Origin of the sequence: Streptomyces pilosus (assembly GCF_014649835.1) — a bacterium.
Lineage (GTDB): Bacteria > Actinomycetota > Actinomycetes > Streptomycetales > Streptomycetaceae > Streptomyces > Streptomyces pilosus.
Genome location: NZ_BMTU01000013.1, coordinates 119,122 through 135,987 on the forward strand (window position 1 = coordinate 119,122; position 16,866 = coordinate 135,987).

Sequence of the window (16,866 nt, forward strand, 5' to 3'; positions counted from 1 at the left end):
GGCTTCGGTGGGGTTGTCCGGGGTGGTCCCCCACCGGAGTTGACCGGCCGCGAGGTCATGGCCAAGGATCTCGGCCATGTCTCCTGCGGTCCGCTCCTCCCGTGGCTCTGTCGCCGCGCTGCGTTTCGGCCGGTTCGCTGCGATGGGCACGGTCGCCGCGCTGATCCTGATCGCGGGTGTGTGGGCGTCGTGGGGTACGGCGCAGCACGCGATGCTGACGAAGGGGCGTGAGCGCGGCACGGTGGCGGTCGAGCGGTGTGCCGGGGGGACGTGCGCCGGGCCGTACGCCCCGTCGTCGCCGGGCTCGCAGCCGCGTGCGGAGGTGCGGCTGGAGAGTTCGGTGGCCGTGGAGGAGGGCCGGACGTACGCGGTGGTGCTGAAGCCGGGGGGCGAGGAGGGGGTCCGTGCGGGGCCGGCCGGGATCCTCTACGCGTGGGTGCCGCTGGGGGGTGCGCTGCTGCTCGCGTCGGTGGTCGTGGCGGGCGGTCTGCTGCGGACGCGGGTGGCGTGGGTGATGGCGCTGTCGGGGGCGGCGCTGCTCACGGCGGCTTTCCTGGTGGTCTGAGACGGCCGTTGGTCCGAGAGGGCCGGTGATCCGGGACGGCCGGTGGTCCGGGACGGCCGGTGGTCCGGGACGGGGAGTGCCCCCGGTCCCGTACGTCGCGTACGGGGCCGGGGGCACTGTCGTGTTCCGGGTCAGCCGGTGTTGCGCAGGCCGGCGGCGACACCGTTCACGGTGAGCAGCAGGGCGCGGGAGAGCAGCGGGTCGGGCTGTTCGCCGGCTTCGACGGCCTCGCGCTGGCGCTTGAGGAGGGCGACCTGGAGGTAGGAGATGGGGTCCAGGTAGGCGTCGCGGATGCTGAAGGTCTGCTTGAGGACCGGGTCGGCGTCGAGGAGTTCCGCCTCTCCGGTGACGCGCAGGACCTCGCGGACCGTGAGCTCGTGCTCGGCCTTGATGGCGTCGAAGACGTGCTTGAGCTCGTCGGGGACGAGGGTGTCGACGTAGTGCTGGGCGATGCGCAGGTCGGTCTTGGCGAGGGTCATCTCCACGTTGGAGATGAAGTTGCGGAAGAAGTGCCACTGCTGGTGCATCTCGTCGAGCACGGTGTCGAGGCCGGCTTCGCGCAGGGCCTTGAGGCCGGAGCCGACGCCGTACCAGCCGGGGACGATCTGCCGGGACTGGGTCCAGCCGAACACCCACGGGATGGCGCGCAGGCCGTCGAGCGAGACGCCCGAGCCGGGGCGGCGGGAGGGCCGCGAGCCCAGGTGCAGGTCGGCGAGCTGGTCGACGGGGGTGGAGGCCAGGAAGTACGTCGGCAGGTCGGGGTCCTCGACCAGCTTGCGGTAGGCGGTGTGGGCGGCGTCGGAGACGACGTCCATGGCGGCGTCCCAGCGGGCGAGCGCCTCGACGGACTGGCGGGGCGCGGTGTGCAGAGCGGATGCCTGGAGGGTGGCGGCCACGGACAGTTCGAGGTTCTCGCGGGCGAGGGCCGGGATGAGGTACTTGTCGGAGATGACCTCGCCCTGTTCGGTGACCTTGATCTCGCCTTCGAGGGTGCCCCAGGGCTGGGCGAGGATGGCGTCGTGGGTGGGGCCGCCACCGCGGCCGACGGTGCCGCCGCGGCCGTGGAAGAGGCGCAGGCGGACGCCGTAGCGGTGGGCGACGTCGCGCAGGCGGCGCTGGGCGCGGTGGATCTCCCACTGGCTGGTGGTGATGCCGCCGAACTTGGAGGAGTCGGAGTAGCCGAGCATGACCTCCTGGACGTCGCCCCGGAGCGCGACGAGGCGCCGGTAGGAGGGGTCGGCGAGCATGTCCTCGAGGATGGTGTCGGCGGCCTTGAGCTCGTCGGTGGTCTCCAGGAGGGGGACGATGCCGATCTTGGCCCAGCCGGCGTGCAGGTCGATGAGTCCGGCTTCCCTGGCGAGGACGGCGGCGGCGAAGACGTCGTCGGCGCCCTGGCACATGGAGATGATGTAGGACTCGATGACCTCGGGTCCGAAGACGGCGAGGGCGCGCTTGACGGTCTGGAAGACGCCGAGGGTCTTCTCGCCGGCCGCGTCGACGGGCGCCGGGGTGGGGGCGAGGGGCCGCCTGCTGCGGAGTTCCTTGGCGAGGAGCTTGGAGCGGTAGTCGCGGGGCATGTCGGCGTAGCGCCAGGACTCCTCGCCGAGCCGGTCGAACAGCTGGCCGAGGGCGTGGTGGTGGGCGTCGGCGTGTTCGCGTACGTCCATGGTGGCGAGCTGGAGGCCGAAGGCGGCGAGGGTGCGGATGGTGCGGGCGAGGCGGCCGTCGGCGAAGAGTCCGCCGCGGTGTTCGCGCAGGGAGGCCTGGATGATCCGCAGGTCGGTGAGGAGTTCGCCGGTGCCGAGGTAGTCGCGGCCGGGCTCGTGGGGGGTGCCCTTGGCGAGGCGGAGCTTGGTGTTCTCCAGCTTCTGGCGGATGCAGGTGGCCTTGAGCCGGTAGGGCTCCTCGGCGTTGAGGCGCTTGTAGCGGGGGCTGATCTCGGGGAGGGCGTCGAGGTCGGCCTGGAGGGAGGTGAGCAGTTCCTCCGTCGCACCCGCGTAGCGGATGGAGTTGGAGAGGAAGCCGCGCAGTTCGTCGATCATCTCCAGGGCGTCGTTGATGCCGTGTTCGTGCTGGAGGATGAGGACGTCCCAGGTGACCTGGGGGGTGACGTTGGGGTTGCCGTCGCGGTCGCCGCCGATCCAGGTGCCGAAGGTGAGGGGGCGGGTGTCGTCGGGGAGGTGGACGCCGACGCGTTCCAGTTCGGCCGTCAGGTCCTCCAGGACGTCGCCGACCGCGCCCGCGTGGAGTTCGTCGAGGTAGTAGATGGCGTTGCGGGCCTCGTCGGCGGGTTCGGGGCGGACGACGCGCAGTTCGTCGGTCTGCCAGACGAGGTCGATGTTCTCGGCGAGGCGGGTGTCGAGGCGGCGCCGGTCGCTGGCGATGACGGGGGTGTCGAGGAGGGCCGCGATCCGGCGGAGCTTGTTGAGGACGGAGCGGCGGGCGGCCTCGGTGGGGTGGGCGGTGAAGACGGGCCGGATGTTGAGGTTGCGGACGGTGTCGCGCAGGTGCTCGGGGTCGGCGTCCTTGAGGCGGTCGGCGGTGCGGGACAGCAGTCCGCCCTCGGCGGCGCGGCGGGCGCGCAGCTCGCGGCCGCGGTGCACCTGTTCGGTGACGTTGGCGAGGTGGAAGTAGGTGGAGAAGGCGCGGACCAGCTTGGCCGCGGTCTGCAGTTCGGTGCCGCGCAGCAGTTCGGCGGCGGCCTCGCCGTCCTCACGGGTGAGTCGGCGTACCTTCTCGACGAGGTCGAGCAGTTCCGGGCCCTCCTGCCGTACCAGGGTCTCTCCCAGGAGATCGCCCAGCCGGCGGATGTCGGCACGCAGCTCGCTGCTCGTCGTGGTGGTCTGGTCGTCGGCACTGCTCACAGGTGCGGCTCCTTGCAGTGTTGAAGCTCGTCTGGAGGGAACCCGGACGGCCGTCTCGCGCGGCGTGCGCCGCTTACGGGCCGGGCGTCCGGGAAGAAATCAGAGCGGACCGCGCTGTCCGACCGGCTTCCAGGATAGGTGTCGGCCCGGACGCGCAGGCTCACGGGCTCTTGCCGTGGGGCGACGCACTGCCATACTTACGTTGCCGTAGGTTACGGAACCGTAGGGAAAGCTGCTGTTCCGGTCGCCCGGCACCCACCCTCAGTCCACATACCCCACAGGGGAACGTATGACCTCACGTCCCGATGTGCTCGACGAAGCCTCGAAGCGGCGCCCGGCCGACGACGCGATGCCCTCCGCCACGCTGGGCGGGGAGCGCAAGCGCTCCATCGAGCAGATCACGCTGCTGCTCTTCATCACCGTCCCGTTCCTGGCGCTGGTGGCGGCGGTGCCGCTGGCGTGGGGGTGGGGGGTGAGCTGGCTGGACCTCGGTCTGCTGGTCTTCTTCTACTTCCTCGGGTGCCACGGCATCACGATCGGTTTCCACCGTCACTTCACGCACGGTTCGTTCAAGGCGAAGCGGCCGCTGAAGATCGCGCTGGCGATCGCCGGGTCGATGGCGGTGGAGGGGCCCCTGGTGCGGTGGGTGGCCGATCACCGCAAGCACCACAGGTTCTCCGACGACGAGGGCGACCCGCATTCGCCGTGGAAGTACGGGGAGACGGTCCCGGCGCTGATGAAGGGCCTGTGGTGGGCGCACATCGGCTGGATGTTCGACGAGGAGCAGACGCCGCAGGACAAGTACGCCCCGGATCTGATCAAGGATCCGGCGCTGCGGGCGATCTCGCGGCAGTTCATCCTGTGGACGCTGGTGTCGCTGGCGCTCCCGGCGCTGATCGGCGGTCTGGTCACCCTGTCGTGGTGGGGCGCGTTCACCGGGTTCTTCTGGGGTTCGCTGGTGCGGGTGGCGCTGCTGCACCACGTGACGTGGTCGATCAACTCGATCTGTCACGCGGTCGGCAAGCGCCCGTTCAAGTCGCGGGACCGTTCGGGCAACGTGTGGTGGCTGGCGATCCTGTCGTGCGGTGAGTCCTGGCACAACCTGCACCACGCCGACCCGACGTCGGCGCGGCACGGTGTGGAGCGGGGACAGCTCGATTCCAGCGCGCGCCTGATCCGCTGGTTCGAGCGGCTGGGCTGGGCCTACGACGTGCGGTGGCCGTCACGCTCGCGTATCGATTCGCGGCGCAGCACCACGGGGGGCGGCGCCCGGCGAGGGAAGGAACCCGTCGAGGCGGCATGATGGTCGGCGTGGCGACCGACTCCAGCAGCACCCCGAGCAACGACAAGCCGCGGCGTGCGCGCCGCACCCGGATGACCGGTGCGGAGCGCCGCCAGCAGCTGCTGGAGATCGGCCGCACCCTGTTCGCGGCGAAGGGCTTCGAGGGCACGTCGGTGGAGGAGATCGCGGCGAAGGCCGGGGTCTCCAAGCCGGTGGTGTACGAGCACTTCGGCGGCAAGGAGGGGCTGTACGCGGTGGTGGTGGACCGTGAGATGCGGCGCCTGCTGGACATGGTGACCGGTTCGCTGACGGCCGGTCACCCGCGTGAGCTGTGCGAGCAGGCCGCGTTCGCGCTGCTGGACTACATCGAGGAGTACACGGACGGTTTCCGCATCCTGGTGCGGGACTCGCCCATCCCCCAGTCGACGGGGACCTTCGCGTCCCTGATCTCGGACATCGCCACCCAGGTGGAGGACATCCTGGGGCGCGAGTTCAAGTCCCGCGGCTTCGACCCGAAGCTGGCCCCGCTGTACGCGCAGGCCCTGGTCGGGATGGTGGCGCTGACGGGCCAGTGGTGGCTGGACGTGCGCCGGCCGAAGAAGGCGGAGGTGGCGGCGCACCTGGTGAACCTGGCCTGGCACGGGCTGGACGGCCTGGAGCCGAAGCCCCGGCTGATAGGCCACCGGAAGTCCTAGCGGGGCTCCGGGACCGCGTACCGGTCGCCCGCCGGGTCCTCGGGGCCGGGCGGGGCGACGGGCCGGGCGGGGGCGGCGGCGGTAGGCGGAGGCGGCGGCGGTGGGCGTCACGTCTCCTTGACGGCGACCGCGAAGACGCGGCGGAAGGGGAACGGGGTGCCGTGGGGGCCGGCGGGGTAGGCGGCCCGCAGGGCCGTCCGGTAGTCGGCGACGAAGGCCTCGCGGGCCTCCGGATCGCCGTCCAGGGCGGTGAGGACGGGCCGCAGCGCCGTCCCCGCGACCCAGTCGAGGACCGGGTCCGGTCCGGCCAGCAGGTGGACGTACGTGGTCTCCCAGGCGTCGGCCGCGCAGCCGAGGGCGGTGAGGCGCTCCAGGTAGGTCTGCGGGCGGAGGACGGCCTCCTCGTGGCGCAGCACTCCGGTCAGGCGGGAGCGCCACCGCGGGGAAGCGGCCAGGTCCCGCATCAGGGTGTGGCTGGGGGCGTCGAAGTTGCCCGGCACCTGGAAGGCGAAGGTGCCGCCCGGGGTGAGCCCTTCGATCCACTTCCCGAACCGGTCCGCGTGACCCGGTACCCAGTGCAGCGTGGCGTTGCTGACGATCAGGTCGTACGGCTCCCCGGGTGCCCAGGCGCGGAGGTCGGCGTGGGTGAAGTCGAGCCGGTCGGCCGGGTGGTCGGCGCGGGCCCGGTCGAGCATCTCGGGCGAGTTGTCGTAGCCGGTGACGCGGGCGGTGGGCCAGCGGGCGGCGAGGAGCGCGGTGCCGTTGCCCGCGCCGCAGCCGAGGTCGGCGATGCGGGCCGGGTCGCGCGGGAGCCGCGGGAGGCGGGCCAGCAGGTCGGTGAAGGGCCGGGTGCGATGACCGGCGTGACGGAGGTACTGGGCGGGGTCCCAGACGGGGGTGGTGGCGGACATGGGGCCTCCCGGTGGCCGGCGGCGGACGGGTACCCCCACCCTCACCCCCCACACATCTCGACGTCAAGAGACTCGACATCAAGAGACTTCACATCGACACAACCACTACACTGATCGTCATGGAGGACGAGGTCGATCGGCTGGTCGCAGCGTGGCGCCGGGAGCGCCCTGACCTCGACGTGGAACCGCTCGAGGTGCTCAGCCGGGTGAGCAGGCTGGCCCGGCACCTGGACCGGGCGCGCCGCCTCGCGTTCGCCGAGCACGGACTGGAGTCCTGGGAGTTCGACGTCCTGACCGCGCTGCGCCGCGCGGGCACCCCGTACCAGCTCTCGCCGGGGCAGCTGCTGACCCAGACGCTGGTCACGTCGGGCACGATGACCAACCGCATCGACCGGCTCGCCAAGAAGGGCCTGGTGGAGCGGCTGCCCGACCCCAGCGACCGGCGCGGCGTCCTGGTCCGGCTCACCGACGAGGGACGTGACCGCGCCGATCAGGCACTGGCCGGCCTGCTGGCGCAGGAGCGGGCCATCCTCGCGGAGCTCACCCACGCCCAGCGCGGCGAACTGGCCGGACTGCTACGCCAGTTGACCGCCCCGTTCGACAACGTCCCCGGTTAGGTCGACGGGTCCGACCCCCGCCCGCCGGGCCAGGGCCACCGCCGCGAGGGTGGAGTGCACGCCCAGCTTCCCGAGGACGTTCTGCATGTGCGTGCGCACGGTGTGCGGGGACAGGTACAGGCGCTCGGCGACGGCCTTGCGCCCCAGTCCCGCGACCATGCACCGCAGCACCTCCCGCTCGCGCGGGGTCAGGGACTCCACGAGCCGTTCGCTCTCGGTGCGGTGCCGCCGGGCGGCGGTCAGTTCCCGCAGCACGCCCGTGAGCAGCGCGGGCGGCAGGTGCGTCTCGTCGCGCAGCACGCCCCGTACGACGGTGAGGAGCCGGTTCAGCGAGCAGTCCTTGGCCACCCAGCCGGAGGCGCCCGCCTGCAGGGCGAGCGCGGCCCGGGCCGGGTCGTCCTTCTCCGCGAGGACGACGGTGCGCACCTGCGGCTGCGCCGCGCGCACGCCGGTGACCAGCGCCAGCCCGTCGACGAGTCCGTCCTCGTCGCCCGCCTGCACGGGGGCGGCGGGCCGGCCGCCGGGCACCCTGCCGCCGAGGTCGGCGTCGACGAGCGCGACGTCGAAGCGCCGCCCCTCGGCCGCCGCACGCTCCAGGCAGCGCAGCGCGGCCGGGCCGCTGCCCGCCGCGGACACGTCGACGTCGGGCTCTGCGGCCAGTGCCGCCGCCAGTGACTCGGCGAAGATGCGATGGTCGTCGACGACCAGGACTCGAATGCGAACCACGAAACCCCCTCCCCCACGCTCTTCCCAGAGCAGGGGACTACCCCATCGTCACGGGACGACACCGGCGCGGGTACGGCGCCGGGGCCGCTGTCACTTCACCTGCTGGACGTGGGACGGTCCGCCGCGGCCGCACCGCCGCCGCCGTACGGTCGCCGCCACCCCCGCCCGCGACGCCGGACCCGGCTGTCTCGCCCCCTGAACGGCACCGGCCCCCACCGGCACTGTTCTTCAGAGTACGGGCGAGGGCCGGGAGCGGAAGGTAATTTGCAGAACTGGCGGCCTTACGCGTTTATGGTGAGCCGCATGTTTCGTCTTGAGACAGAAGTCGACAGGGCCCGACGGGATCTGCTCCACCGGCGGCTGAAGGACACCAACACGGCGGCCTCACCGGTGCTGCGCGCACTGCGCGGAACCCCGGCCGAGCGGGAGGCGCCTTTGCACGTGTGGGCGTCGGACGCGAACGGCGATCTCGCGGGCGGCCTGGTCGGTCACACGTGGACGGCGTGGCTGCACGTGACGTACCTCTGGGTCGACGGCCGGCACCGCGGCGCGGGCCTGGGCTCCCGGCTGCTGGCGGAGGCGGAACGGCTCGCCGCCGGCCGCGGCTGCACGGCCTCCCGCGTGGAGACCTGGGACTTCCAGGCCCCGGACTTCTACCGCCGCCACGGCTACGACGTGGTCTGCGTGATCCCCGACTATCCGCCGGGGATCACGGAGTACACCCTGACCAAGCCGCTGGCCTGAGGGTCAGCGCACCCGCCGCGCACCCGCCGAGGGCACGGCCTCGAAGATCCGGGGGGCGGTGTAGCCGGCCGCCGCGAAGGCCTCCTCGACGGCCTTGGTGACGGCGGGCACGTCGCCCTCCTCCGTCAGCACGATGGCCGAGCCGCCGAAGCCGCCGCCGGTCATCCGGGCGCCGAGGGCTCCGGCGTCCACCGCCGCGTCCACCACCAGGTCCAGCTCCGGGCAGGAGACGCGGAAGTCGTCCCGCAGCGAGACGTGCCCCTCGACCAGCACCGGGCCGATGGCCCGGGTGTCCCCGGCCTCCAGCAGCGCCACCACCCGCTCGACGCGCGCGTCCTCCGTCACCACGTGCCGGACCAGCCGGCGGACCTCCTCCTCGTCGCCCAGCCGCGCGAGCGCCGCGTCGAGGCCCTCGTACGGCAGGTCCCTGAGCGCGTCGACGCCCAGCAGGGCGGCGCCCTGCTCGCAGCCCGCGCGGCGCTTGCCGTACTCGCCCTCGCTGTGGCTGTGCTTGACCCGGGTGTCGACGACGAGCAGGCGCATGCCCTCGGCGGCCAGGTCGAAGGGGATCTGACGCCGGGACAGGTCGCGGGTGTCGAGGAACAGGGCGTGGCCGCTCTCGCAGCAGGCCGACGCGGTCTGGTCCATGATGCCGACCGGGGCGCCGACGTAGACGTTCTCCGCGCGCTGGCACAGGCGGGCCAGCTGCCGGCCGCGCAGGCCCAGTGCGTACAGGTCGTTCAGGGCCAGCGCGACGACGACCTCCAGGGCGGCCGACGACGACAGTCCGGCGCCCGCCGGGACCGTGGAGGCGAGGTGGACGTCGGCGCCGGTGACCGGGTGCCCGGCCTCGCGCAGCGCCCACACCACGCCCGCCGGGTAGGCGGTCCAGCCCTTGTCGGTGCCGGGGGTCAGGTCCTCCACGCGCAGCTCCGCGACGGGCGCGTCCACGTCGGCGGAGTGCAGGCGCAGGACGCCGTCGTCCCGCCGGGAGACCGCCGCGACGGCGGTGTGCGGCAGCGCGAACGGCATGACGAAGCCGTCGTTGTAGTCGGTGTGCTCGCCGATGAGGTTGACCCGGCCGGGTGCCGCCCACACCCCCTGCGGCGCGGCCCCGTACAGCTGCTCGTACCGCTCGGCCACCGACTCCGCGGCGGCCGCGCTGGACTCGCTCATGCCCTGACCCCTGACCTTTCGTTGCCTACTGACCGGCCTGCTCGGCGCGCGCCCGGGTGAACCGCCACGCGTCCGCGACGATCCCCGCGAGGTCCGCGCGCGACGGGTTCCAGCCCAGCTTCTCGCGGGCCGTGGCGGCGGACGCCACCAGGACCGCCGGGTCGCCGCCCCGGCGCTCCGCGACGATCTCGGGGATCGGGTGCCCGGTCACCCGGCGCGCCGTCTCGACGACCTCGCGGACGGAGAAGCCGTTGCCGTTGCCGAGGTTGCAGATCAGGTGCTCGCCGGGCGCGGCGGCCCCCAGCGCGAGCAGGTGGGCCTCGGCCAGGTCGGCGACGTGGATGTAGTCGCGCACGCAGGTCCCGTCGGGCGTCGGGTAGTCGTCGCCGAACACGGAGACGGCCTCCCGCCGGCCCTGCGCCACCTGGAGCACGAGGGGGATGAGGTGCGACTCGGGGTCGTGGCGCTCGCCGTACTGCCCGTACGCCCCGGCCACGTTGAAGTAGCGCAGGGAGACCGCGCCCAGGCCGTGGGCCTTCGCCTCGCCGGTGATCATGTGGTCGACGGCGAGCTTGGAGGCGCCGTAGGGGCTGGTGGGGCGGGTGGGGGCGGTCTCCAGGATCGGCACCTGCTCGGGTTCGCCGTACGTGGCGGCCGTGGAGGAGAACACCAGCCGGCGCACGCCCGCCTCGCGCATCGCGGCGAGCAGCGCCATGGTGCCGCCGACGTTGTTGTCCCAGTACTTCTCCGGCTTGGCCACGGACTCGCCGACCTGGGAGAAGGCGGCGAAGTGCAGCACGCCGTCGAAGGAGGAGTCCAGCCATTTGGCGGCATCGCGGATGTCGCCCTCGACGAACGACGCGTCCGCGGGGACGCCCTCGCGGAAGCCGGTGGAGAGGTTGTCGAGCACGACGACCTCGTGACCCGCCTCGACCAGGTGCTGGGCGACGACACTGCCGACATACCCCGCACCCCCGGTGACCAGGTATTTCCCGCTCATGAACCCGCTACCTCCCGCAGTCGCCCGGCCGCACGCTCCGGCGGCACGTCGTTGATGAACACGTTCATGCCGGACTCGGAACCGGCGAGGAACTTCAGCTTGCCGGAGGTACGGCGGATGGTGAAAAGCTCCAGATGGAGCGCGAAGTCGTCACGCGTGACGCCGTCGAACTCCTCCAGCGCGCCGAACGGCGCCTGGTGCCAGGCCGCGATGTACGGCGTGGGGGGCTCACCTTCGCCGAAGATCCGGTCGAAGCGCCTCAGGAGTTCCAAATACACCCGGGGGAATTCCGTGCGCGCCGCCTCGTCGAGGCCGAGCAGGTCGGGCACCCGGCGGCGGGGGTACAGGTGGACCTCGTAGGGCCAGTGCGCCGCGTAGGGCACGAACGCGACCCAGTGTTCACTCTCCAGGACGATCCGCTCGTCGGCCAGTTCACGCTCCAGCACGGCGTCGAACAGGTTCTCCCCGCCCGTCGCCTCCCTGTGTGCGGCCACTTGGCGGAGCATCAGGGCGGTGCGGGGGGTGGTGAAGGGGTAGGCGTAGATCTGCCCGTGCGGGTGCTGGAGGGTGACGCCGATCTCCGCCCCCCGGTTCTCGAAGCAGAACACCTGTTCAACGGAGGGAAGATGCGACAGCTCGGCCGTCCGGTCGGTCCAGGCGTCCAGCACCAGCCGCGCCTGTCGCTCGTCCAGCCGGGCGAAGGAGGTGTCGTGGTCGGAGGTGAAGCAGACGACCTCGCACCGGCCGGAGTCCCCGGCCAGCGAGGGGAAGCGGTTCTCGAAGACGACCACGTCGTACGAGGAGTCGGGGATCTCGCTCAGCCGCTCCCCCTCGGAGGGGCACAGCGGGCACTCGTCGGCGGGCGGGTGGTAGGTGCGCCCCTGCCGGTGGGAGGCGACGGCGACACAATCGCCCAGCAGCGGATCGCGGCGGATCTCCGAGGTGGTGACGGTGGCGTCCAGCGGGCGGCGGTCCACGGCGTCCCGCACGGTGTCGTCGGCGAGGTCGTAGTAGATGAGCTCACGGCCGTCGGCCAGCCGGGTCGACGTCTTCTTCACAGCCGCACTCCTCCACACCCAGCAACCACTCAACACAATCGAACATAACACATCACAACTCACCAGCGAACCGCTGCCACCGCAATCAAACAAAGAACATCATCGACGGTGTTCAATCACCGCACACGGAAGCGCAGGTTCCGCACCGGTTCAGTTCGCGAACGAAGCGAGTGTGTATGCAAACCCCCACATATCTGGCTGCCGAACTTCGACTCCCCACCAACTGGCTGGACTACACGATCCTCGGGATCTACTTCGTCGTCGTGCTGGGCATCGGCCTCGCCGCCCGCCGCTCGGTCAAGACCAGCCTGGACTTCTTCCTCTCGGGCCGCTCCCTGCCCGCCTGGGTCACCGGCCTCGCCTTCATCGCGGCCAACCTCGGCGCCACCGAGATCCTCGGCATGGCCGCCAACAGTGCCCAGTACGGCGTCTACACCACCCACTGGTACTGGATCGGCGCCATCCCCGCGATGGTCTTCCTGGGCCTGGTGATGATGCCGTTCTACTACGGCAGCAAGGTCCGCTCGGTCCCCGAGTTCCTGCTGCTGCGCTTCGACCGGGCGGCGCACCTGCTCAGCTCGATCCTCTTCGCGGCCGCCGCCATCCTGATCGCCGGCGTCAACCTGTACGCCCTCGCGATCGTCGTCGAGGCGCTCCTCGGGTGGCCGCAGTGGGTGGCGATCGTCGTCGCCGGGTTCTTCGTCCTGGCGTACATCACCCTGGGCGGCCTGTCCTCGGCGATCTACAACGAGGTCCTGCAGTTCTTCGTCATCCTGGCCGCGCTCATCCCGATCACGGTCCTCGGCCTGAAGAGCGTCGGCGGCTGGGACGGCCTGTCGGACTCCCTCACCGAGTCGCGCGGCGCCGACTTCATGACCTCCTGGGGCGGCACGGGCATCGGCAGCGACAACCCGCTCGGCGCGAACTGGCTGACCATCGTCCTCGGCCTCGGCTTCGTCCTCTCCTTCGGCTACTGGACGACCAACTTCGCCGAGGTGCAGCGCGCCCTGTCCGCGAAGAACCTCTCGGCAGCACAGCGGACCCCGCTCATCGCGGCGTTCCCGAAGATCTTCATCGTGTTCCTGGTGATGATCCCCGGCCTGGTCGCGGCGGTCCTGGTGCCGCAGATCGGCACCGCCGACTCGGACCTGCAGTACAACGACGCCATCCCGTACCTGATGCAGCAACTGCTGCCCAACGGCGTCCTGGGCATCGCCGTGACCGGCCTGCTGGCCGCGTTCATGGCGGGCATGGCGGCGAACGTCTCCTCCTTCAACACCGTCTTCACCGCCGACATCTGGCAGAAGTACGTGGTGAAGCACCGGGAGGACGCGTACTACGTCCGCTTCGGCCGCCTGATCACCGCGATCGGTGTCCTCGCCTCCATCGGCACGGCGTTCCTGGCCAGCTCCTTCTCCAACATCATGGCCTACCTCCAGACGCTGTTCTCCTTCTTCAACGTGCCGATGTTCGTCGTCTTCATCATCGGCATGTTCTGGAAGCGCGCCTCGATGAAGTCCGGCTTCTGGGGCCTGATCGCGGGCACCACCGCCGCGATGGTCAACTACTTCGTCATCTACAAGCAGGGCATCATCGACATCCCCACCGACCAGGGGGCCAACTTCGTCTCGGCGATCGCGGGGTTCGTGGCGGGAGCGGTGGTCATGGTCGCCGTGTCCCTCTTCACCGCGCCCAAGCCCGCCGACGAACTCCAGGGCCTCGTCTACGGCACCCGCTCCCCCGGCATGGCGGAGCCGCCCGCCGAGGGCGACGACGCGTGGTACCGCAAGCCGGCACTGCTCGGCTGGGGTGCGGTGATCCTGGCTGCCGCCTGCTACATCCCGTTCTCGTTCTGACCGCGGGAGGATTGAGGGACCATGTCCGACCACTACTCCGAGCGTGATCTGCAGCGGGAGATCACCGAGCTGGAGAGCAAGTCCACCACGGCGGCCCGGCTGTTCGACATCCGTCGGATCATCGGCGGGCTGTTCGTGCTGTACGGGGTGATCGTGACGATCGCCGGATTCACCGCGTCCGACGCGGACATCGACAAGGCCGAGGGCGTCAACATCAACCTCTGGACGGGGCTGGGGATGCTGATCCTCGGCCTGCTGTTCCTGCTCTGGCTCTGGCTGCGGCCGACGGCGCCACCACCGCCGCCCGTCCTGCCGGACGAGAAGAAGGAAACCGGCGAAGGCTGAACGGGTGCCCGCGCCGACGCGCGGGCCTCCCCAGCACCCCCGCCCCCGGCACGGGTGACGGCCGGTGGCTCCCCCGGCCCCCGCCGCACCGGCGCCGGTGCGGGCCACCGTCAGGTCAGGGGACGTCAGTCCACCGGAGCCGCCCGGTCCAGGAGCCCCGTCCTCGCGGCCAGCGCCGCCGCCTCCAGCCGCGACCCCACGCCCAGTTTCATCAGCACCCGCTGCACGTGCGTACGGGCCGTGGACGGCGCGATGCCCATCCCCGCCGCGATCAGCCGGGTGTCCTCCCCGTCCGCGACCCGCACCAGCACCTCCACCTCCCGCGGCGTCAGCATCTGCAGCAGCCGCGCACCCTCGTCGTCCGGCTGCGCCGCGGGATTCAGCAGCTCACCGAAGGCCCCCTGCAGCAACTGCGGCGCCACCGCCGCCTCTCCCGCCCGCGCCTTCATGATCGCCCGCTCGACGCCCTCGATCCGCTCGTCGTGCCGCACGTATCCCGACGCCCCCGCCGCGAACGCCGCCGCGATCCCCCGCGGCGACGGCACCGGCCCCAGCACGACCACCGCCACCGCCGGCCGCTCCCGCTTGATCTTCACCACCGGGTCGAACGTCCCGGGTTCGGCCGGCGCCGCCGTCCCCAGCAGGCACACCTCCGGCGCCCGGCCGATCACCAGATCCGCCGCCCCCGCGGCCGGCGCCGCCGCGGCCAGCACCCGGTGCCCCCGCAGCTTCAGCGCCGAGGCCAACGCCTCGGCGAGCAGCCGGTGGTCGTCGACCACCATCAACCGCACACCCATCGAACGACCAACCCCCCACGACAGCGCCCCCCGGAGCCCCGGATGCCCCCGGAAGCTACACGCTTGTTCGACGTTGTGCTCCCCCTACCGGCGAGAATCGCCCCGGATCACCGAAAATCTCGTGTTCGGTGGCGATGGGCCCCTGATGAGCGGTACGCGTGCGGCCCCGCCCCTGAGCAGGGGCGGGGCCGCACGTTCCGACACGACCGAACAGGCTCGGTGATCAGCCCGTTCCGAACGCGATCACCAGGTACTCCTTGTCCTTCGTCGTGAAGTCACTGGCGAACACCTTGGACATGTACAGACCGCCCTGCGAGTAGAGGATCTCCGCGGACGTCGGCGACATCCGCGTCTCGACACTGCGCACGGCGTCCGTCGCCGGGTTCTCCATCAGCACCGTCTGCTTGAAGGTGCCCCCGTCGATGCTGACGATCTGCCCGCCCTTGTCGTAGGGGGGACGCTTGTAGGCGATCACGTTGCCGCCGTCCATCCGCAGCGGCACCAGGTCGTACCCGTCACCCGCGTCGGCCCGCTGACCGGTCTGCTTGCCGGTCGTCAGGTCGAAGGCCACGATCTCGTTGGTCTGGACGTACGACTCGCCGCCGCCCTCGTGCTCCTCGGTCGCGATGTAGAGCCTGTCGTTGCCGACCGCCAGCGCGCTGCAGTCCTCCAGCCGGTAGATGGCGTCGCAGCGGGCCGCGAAGTCCTCGCCGGGCGCGGAGATGCGCGTGCGGAGCTTGCCGGTCTTGTTGTCGATGGAGAAGAAGTCCGAGATGCCGCTGCCGTCACCGGCGGAGTCACCGACGTCGGCGGCCACGACCAGCGGGTCGGTGGACACGACGGCGGCGTAGTCGATGCCCTCGTCCATCTTGTACTCGCTGACGACGTTGCCCGTCTTCGGGTCGACCGTCTGGATGTGCAGCTGCCGCTGGTCGTACGAGCCGCACTTGCGGACCGCGACCAGCTTCGCGCCGCCGCCGTACCCGGAGTCGAAGCAGGCGTCGGACGTCTTGGGCGCCCACAGCTGCTTGCCGGTGGCGACGTCCCAGGCGGCGCCTCCGCTGGTGCTGCCGGCGGCGACGGTCGGACCGCTGAGGGTGACGTTGTTGAAGTTGATCGGCATCGTGCCGGACTTGGCGTTCTTGGACCAGAGCTGCTTGCCCGACTCCAGGTCGATCAGCGTGACCTGGGTGCAGGACTGCGGGTTCTCCTTGGTCGGCATCTGCGCCTTGTGGACGATCGCCGTCTTGTTGTCCTCGGTGACGTGGGCGGTGGCACTGCACACGGGGCCGGGAAGGGCGAGCGTCCACTTCTCGGTGCCCTTGGCGCGGTCGTAGCCGACGACCTCGGCGATGCCGCTCTTGGCGTACACCGAGTCGGTCAGCCAGGAGCCGGACGTGGTGACGGTCGAGACGCCCGCGGGGGTCTTCGGCGCGGGCACCTGGAACAGCACCTTGGAGCCGGTGTCGGCCGGGGCCTTCTCCTTGGCCTCGCCGCCGGCGGAGGAGCCTCCGGAGCCGTCCCCGCCCTCGCCGTTCTTCTCTTCCTTGCCGTCGCCGCCGTTCGCGGTGGTCTTCTTGTCGTCGTCCTTGCCGGACGAGGCGTACCAGACCCCGCCGCCGACGATCAGCGCGATGGCCACGACCGCGGAGACGATGATGGCCAGCTGCGCGTTGATCTTCCGTCCGCCACCGGGCTGCGGCTGCGGCTGCATGGGCATGGTCGGCGGCTGCGGATACCCGTATCCCTGCTGTCCGTAGCCCGGCTGTCCGTAGACACCCGGCTGCGGGTGCCCGTAGGCCCCGGGCTGCTGGGGCTGCGGCTGCCCGTACGGTCCGGGCTGCTGCGGCTGCCCGTACGGTCCGGGCTGCTGGCCCGGGTATCCGTACCCGGCGGCCGGCGGCTGCTGCGGGTACCCGTACCCGGGCTGCGGGGCCGCCGGGGGCGCGGCCGGCGGGGGCGTCCCCGGAGCCTGCGGATATCCGTACCCGGGCTGCGGGGCCTTGTTCAGGTCCGGCCCGCCGGGCCCGCCCGCGGCCGCGGGCGGCTGCGGTGCGGGCGACGGCCGGTCGGCGGGCTCCTGCGCGGGCGGCTGCGCCGACTGCTGCGAAGGCTCCTGCGACGGCTCCTTCGGGGGCTCCTGCGGCGGCCCGAACCCGGGCTTCTGCGGGGGCTGGTTGGGCGGCGGGGGCGGCTGGGTCATGACGTGGGTACCTCGGGGAGGGGGAAG

Annotated in this window: 15 protein-coding genes; 7 read left to right on the forward strand and 8 right to left on the reverse strand. The window is 71.6% G+C overall.

The genetic code is table 11. The features are described 5' to 3' along the window. The first annotated feature begins 76 nt into the window (after positions 1–76). Positions 77–565: a hypothetical protein gene (locus IE118_RS27015; protein ID WP_189560667.1), complete on the forward strand. Its 489-nt coding sequence runs from the start codon at positions 77–79 to the stop codon at positions 563–565. A gap of 131 nt (positions 566–696) precedes the next feature. Here IE118_RS27015 and ppc read toward each other — a convergent pair whose 3' ends face one another. After that, a complete protein-coding gene (gene ppc, locus IE118_RS27020) occupies positions 697–3,429 on the reverse strand; it encodes a phosphoenolpyruvate carboxylase (RefSeq protein ID WP_189560668.1) in 2,733 nt (910 codons plus the stop codon). A gap of 289 nt (positions 3,430–3,718) precedes the next feature. Between ppc and IE118_RS27025 the strand changes: the two genes are divergently transcribed. Continuing rightward, complete coding sequence (locus IE118_RS27025) at positions 3,719–4,732, forward strand: acyl-CoA desaturase (protein ID WP_189560669.1); 1,014 nt, start codon at positions 3,719–3,721, stop codon at positions 4,730–4,732. After that, positions 4,729–5,406: a TetR/AcrR family transcriptional regulator gene (locus tag IE118_RS27030; protein ID WP_189560670.1), complete on the forward strand. Its 678-nt coding sequence runs from the start codon at positions 4,729–4,731 to the stop codon at positions 5,404–5,406. The genes IE118_RS27025 and IE118_RS27030 overlap by 4 nt, the downstream gene beginning before the upstream one ends. Before the next feature lie 107 nt (positions 5,407–5,513). Here the strand turns inward: IE118_RS27030 and IE118_RS27035 are convergent, their stop codons facing one another. Next, positions 5,514–6,317, reverse strand: coding sequence for a trans-aconitate 2-methyltransferase (locus IE118_RS27035; protein WP_189560671.1), 804 nt, complete (start codon positions 6,315–6,317; stop codon positions 5,514–5,516). Positions 6,318–6,436: 119 nt separating this feature from the next. On the opposite strand from IE118_RS27035, the gene IE118_RS27040 reads away from it, so the two are divergent. Next, positions 6,437–6,934 (forward strand): MarR family winged helix-turn-helix transcriptional regulator, encoded by a 498-nt coding sequence (locus IE118_RS27040; RefSeq protein ID WP_189560672.1) that lies wholly within the window; start codon positions 6,437–6,439, stop codon positions 6,932–6,934. On the opposite strand, the gene IE118_RS27045 is transcribed toward IE118_RS27040, so the two are convergent. Then, positions 6,893–7,660: a LuxR C-terminal-related transcriptional regulator gene (locus tag IE118_RS27045; protein ID WP_189560673.1), complete on the reverse strand. Its 768-nt coding sequence runs from the start codon at positions 7,658–7,660 to the stop codon at positions 6,893–6,895. The two genes, IE118_RS27040 and IE118_RS27045, sit on opposite strands and share 42 nt — an antisense overlap. Positions 7,661–7,951: 291 nt before the next feature. Between IE118_RS27045 and IE118_RS27050 the strand changes: the two genes are divergently transcribed. Next, positions 7,952–8,404: a GNAT family N-acetyltransferase gene (locus tag IE118_RS27050; RefSeq protein WP_189560674.1), complete on the forward strand. Its 453-nt coding sequence runs from the start codon at positions 7,952–7,954 to the stop codon at positions 8,402–8,404. A 3-nt stretch (positions 8,405–8,407) separates the two neighbouring features. On the opposite strand, the gene galK is transcribed toward IE118_RS27050, so the two are convergent. The 3 genes from galK to galT are packed head-to-tail and all read right to left on the reverse strand — an operon-like array spanning position 8,408 to position 11,638. After that, positions 8,408–9,580, reverse strand: a complete 1,173-nt coding sequence (gene galK, locus IE118_RS27055) for a galactokinase (protein WP_189560675.1) — start codon at positions 9,578–9,580, stop codon at positions 8,408–8,410. Between the two features lie 25 nt (positions 9,581–9,605). Then, positions 9,606–10,580 (reverse strand): UDP-glucose 4-epimerase GalE, encoded by a 975-nt coding sequence (galE, locus tag IE118_RS27060; protein ID WP_189560676.1) that lies wholly within the window; start codon positions 10,578–10,580, stop codon positions 9,606–9,608. Beyond that, positions 10,577–11,638: a galactose-1-phosphate uridylyltransferase gene (galT, locus tag IE118_RS27065; RefSeq protein WP_189560677.1), complete on the reverse strand. Its 1,062-nt coding sequence runs from the start codon at positions 11,636–11,638 to the stop codon at positions 10,577–10,579. Before galT ends, galE begins: the two co-directional genes overlap by 4 nt. Before the next feature lie 176 nt (positions 11,639–11,814). Here galT and IE118_RS27070 point away from each other — a divergent pair, with 176 nt between their 5' ends. Both IE118_RS27070 and IE118_RS27075 read left to right on the forward strand, forming a co-directional pair. Next, positions 11,815–13,494 carry a sodium:solute symporter family protein gene (locus IE118_RS27070; protein WP_189560678.1) on the forward strand — a complete coding sequence of 560 codons (1,680 nt, stop codon included), beginning with the start codon at positions 11,815–11,817 and terminating at the stop codon, positions 13,492–13,494. A 21-nt stretch (positions 13,495–13,515) separates the two neighbouring features. After that, positions 13,516–13,839 carry a hypothetical protein gene (locus tag IE118_RS27075; protein WP_189560679.1) on the forward strand — a complete coding sequence of 108 codons (324 nt, stop codon included), beginning with the start codon at positions 13,516–13,518 and terminating at the stop codon, positions 13,837–13,839. A 125-nt stretch (positions 13,840–13,964) separates the two neighbouring features. Here IE118_RS27075 and IE118_RS27080 read toward each other — a convergent pair whose 3' ends face one another. Both IE118_RS27080 and IE118_RS27085 read right to left on the reverse strand, forming a co-directional pair. Next, the gene (locus IE118_RS27080) at positions 13,965–14,636 is read right to left on the reverse strand and encodes a helix-turn-helix transcriptional regulator (protein WP_189560680.1); all 672 of its coding nucleotides are present in this window, start codon (positions 14,634–14,636) and stop codon (positions 13,965–13,967) included. A 223-nt stretch (positions 14,637–14,859) separates the two neighbouring features. Then, positions 14,860–16,839: an outer membrane protein assembly factor BamB family protein gene (locus tag IE118_RS27085; protein WP_189560681.1), complete on the reverse strand. Its 1,980-nt coding sequence runs from the start codon at positions 16,837–16,839 to the stop codon at positions 14,860–14,862. Between the last annotated feature and the right edge of the window lie 27 nt (positions 16,840–16,866).

What these genes read in the sequence shown, in the direction of transcription:
- IE118_RS27015 (WP_189560667.1), top strand. Translation starts at nt 77, where the DNA reads ATGTCTCCTGCGGTCCGCTCCTCCCGTGGCTCTGTCGCCGCGCTGCGT.
- IE118_RS27025 (WP_189560669.1), top strand. Translation starts at nt 3,719, where the DNA reads ATGACCTCACGTCCCGATGTGCTCGACGAAGCCTCGAAGCGGCGCCCG.
- IE118_RS27030 (WP_189560670.1), top strand. Translation starts at nt 4,729, where the DNA reads ATGATGGTCGGCGTGGCGACCGACTCCAGCAGCACCCCGAGCAACGAC.
- IE118_RS27035 (WP_189560671.1), bottom strand. Translation starts at nt 6,317, where the DNA reads ATGTCCGCCACCACCCCCGTCTGGGACCCCGCCCAGTACCTCCGTCAC.
- IE118_RS27040 (WP_189560672.1), top strand. Translation starts at nt 6,437, where the DNA reads ATGGAGGACGAGGTCGATCGGCTGGTCGCAGCGTGGCGCCGGGAGCGC.
- IE118_RS27050 (WP_189560674.1), top strand. Translation starts at nt 7,952, where the DNA reads ATGGTGAGCCGCATGTTTCGTCTTGAGACAGAAGTCGACAGGGCCCGA.
- galK (WP_189560675.1), bottom strand. Translation starts at nt 9,580, where the DNA reads ATGAGCGAGTCCAGCGCGGCCGCCGCGGAGTCGGTGGCCGAGCGGTAC.
- galE (WP_189560676.1), bottom strand. Translation starts at nt 10,580, where the DNA reads ATGAGCGGGAAATACCTGGTCACCGGGGGTGCGGGGTATGTCGGCAGT.
- IE118_RS27070 (WP_189560678.1), top strand. Translation starts at nt 11,815, where the DNA reads ATGCAAACCCCCACATATCTGGCTGCCGAACTTCGACTCCCCACCAAC.
- IE118_RS27075 (WP_189560679.1), top strand. Translation starts at nt 13,516, where the DNA reads ATGTCCGACCACTACTCCGAGCGTGATCTGCAGCGGGAGATCACCGAG.
- IE118_RS27080 (WP_189560680.1), bottom strand. Translation starts at nt 14,636, where the DNA reads ATGGGTGTGCGGTTGATGGTGGTCGACGACCACCGGCTGCTCGCCGAG.
- IE118_RS27085 (WP_189560681.1), bottom strand. Translation starts at nt 16,839, where the DNA reads ATGACCCAGCCGCCCCCGCCGCCCAACCAGCCCCCGCAGAAGCCCGGG.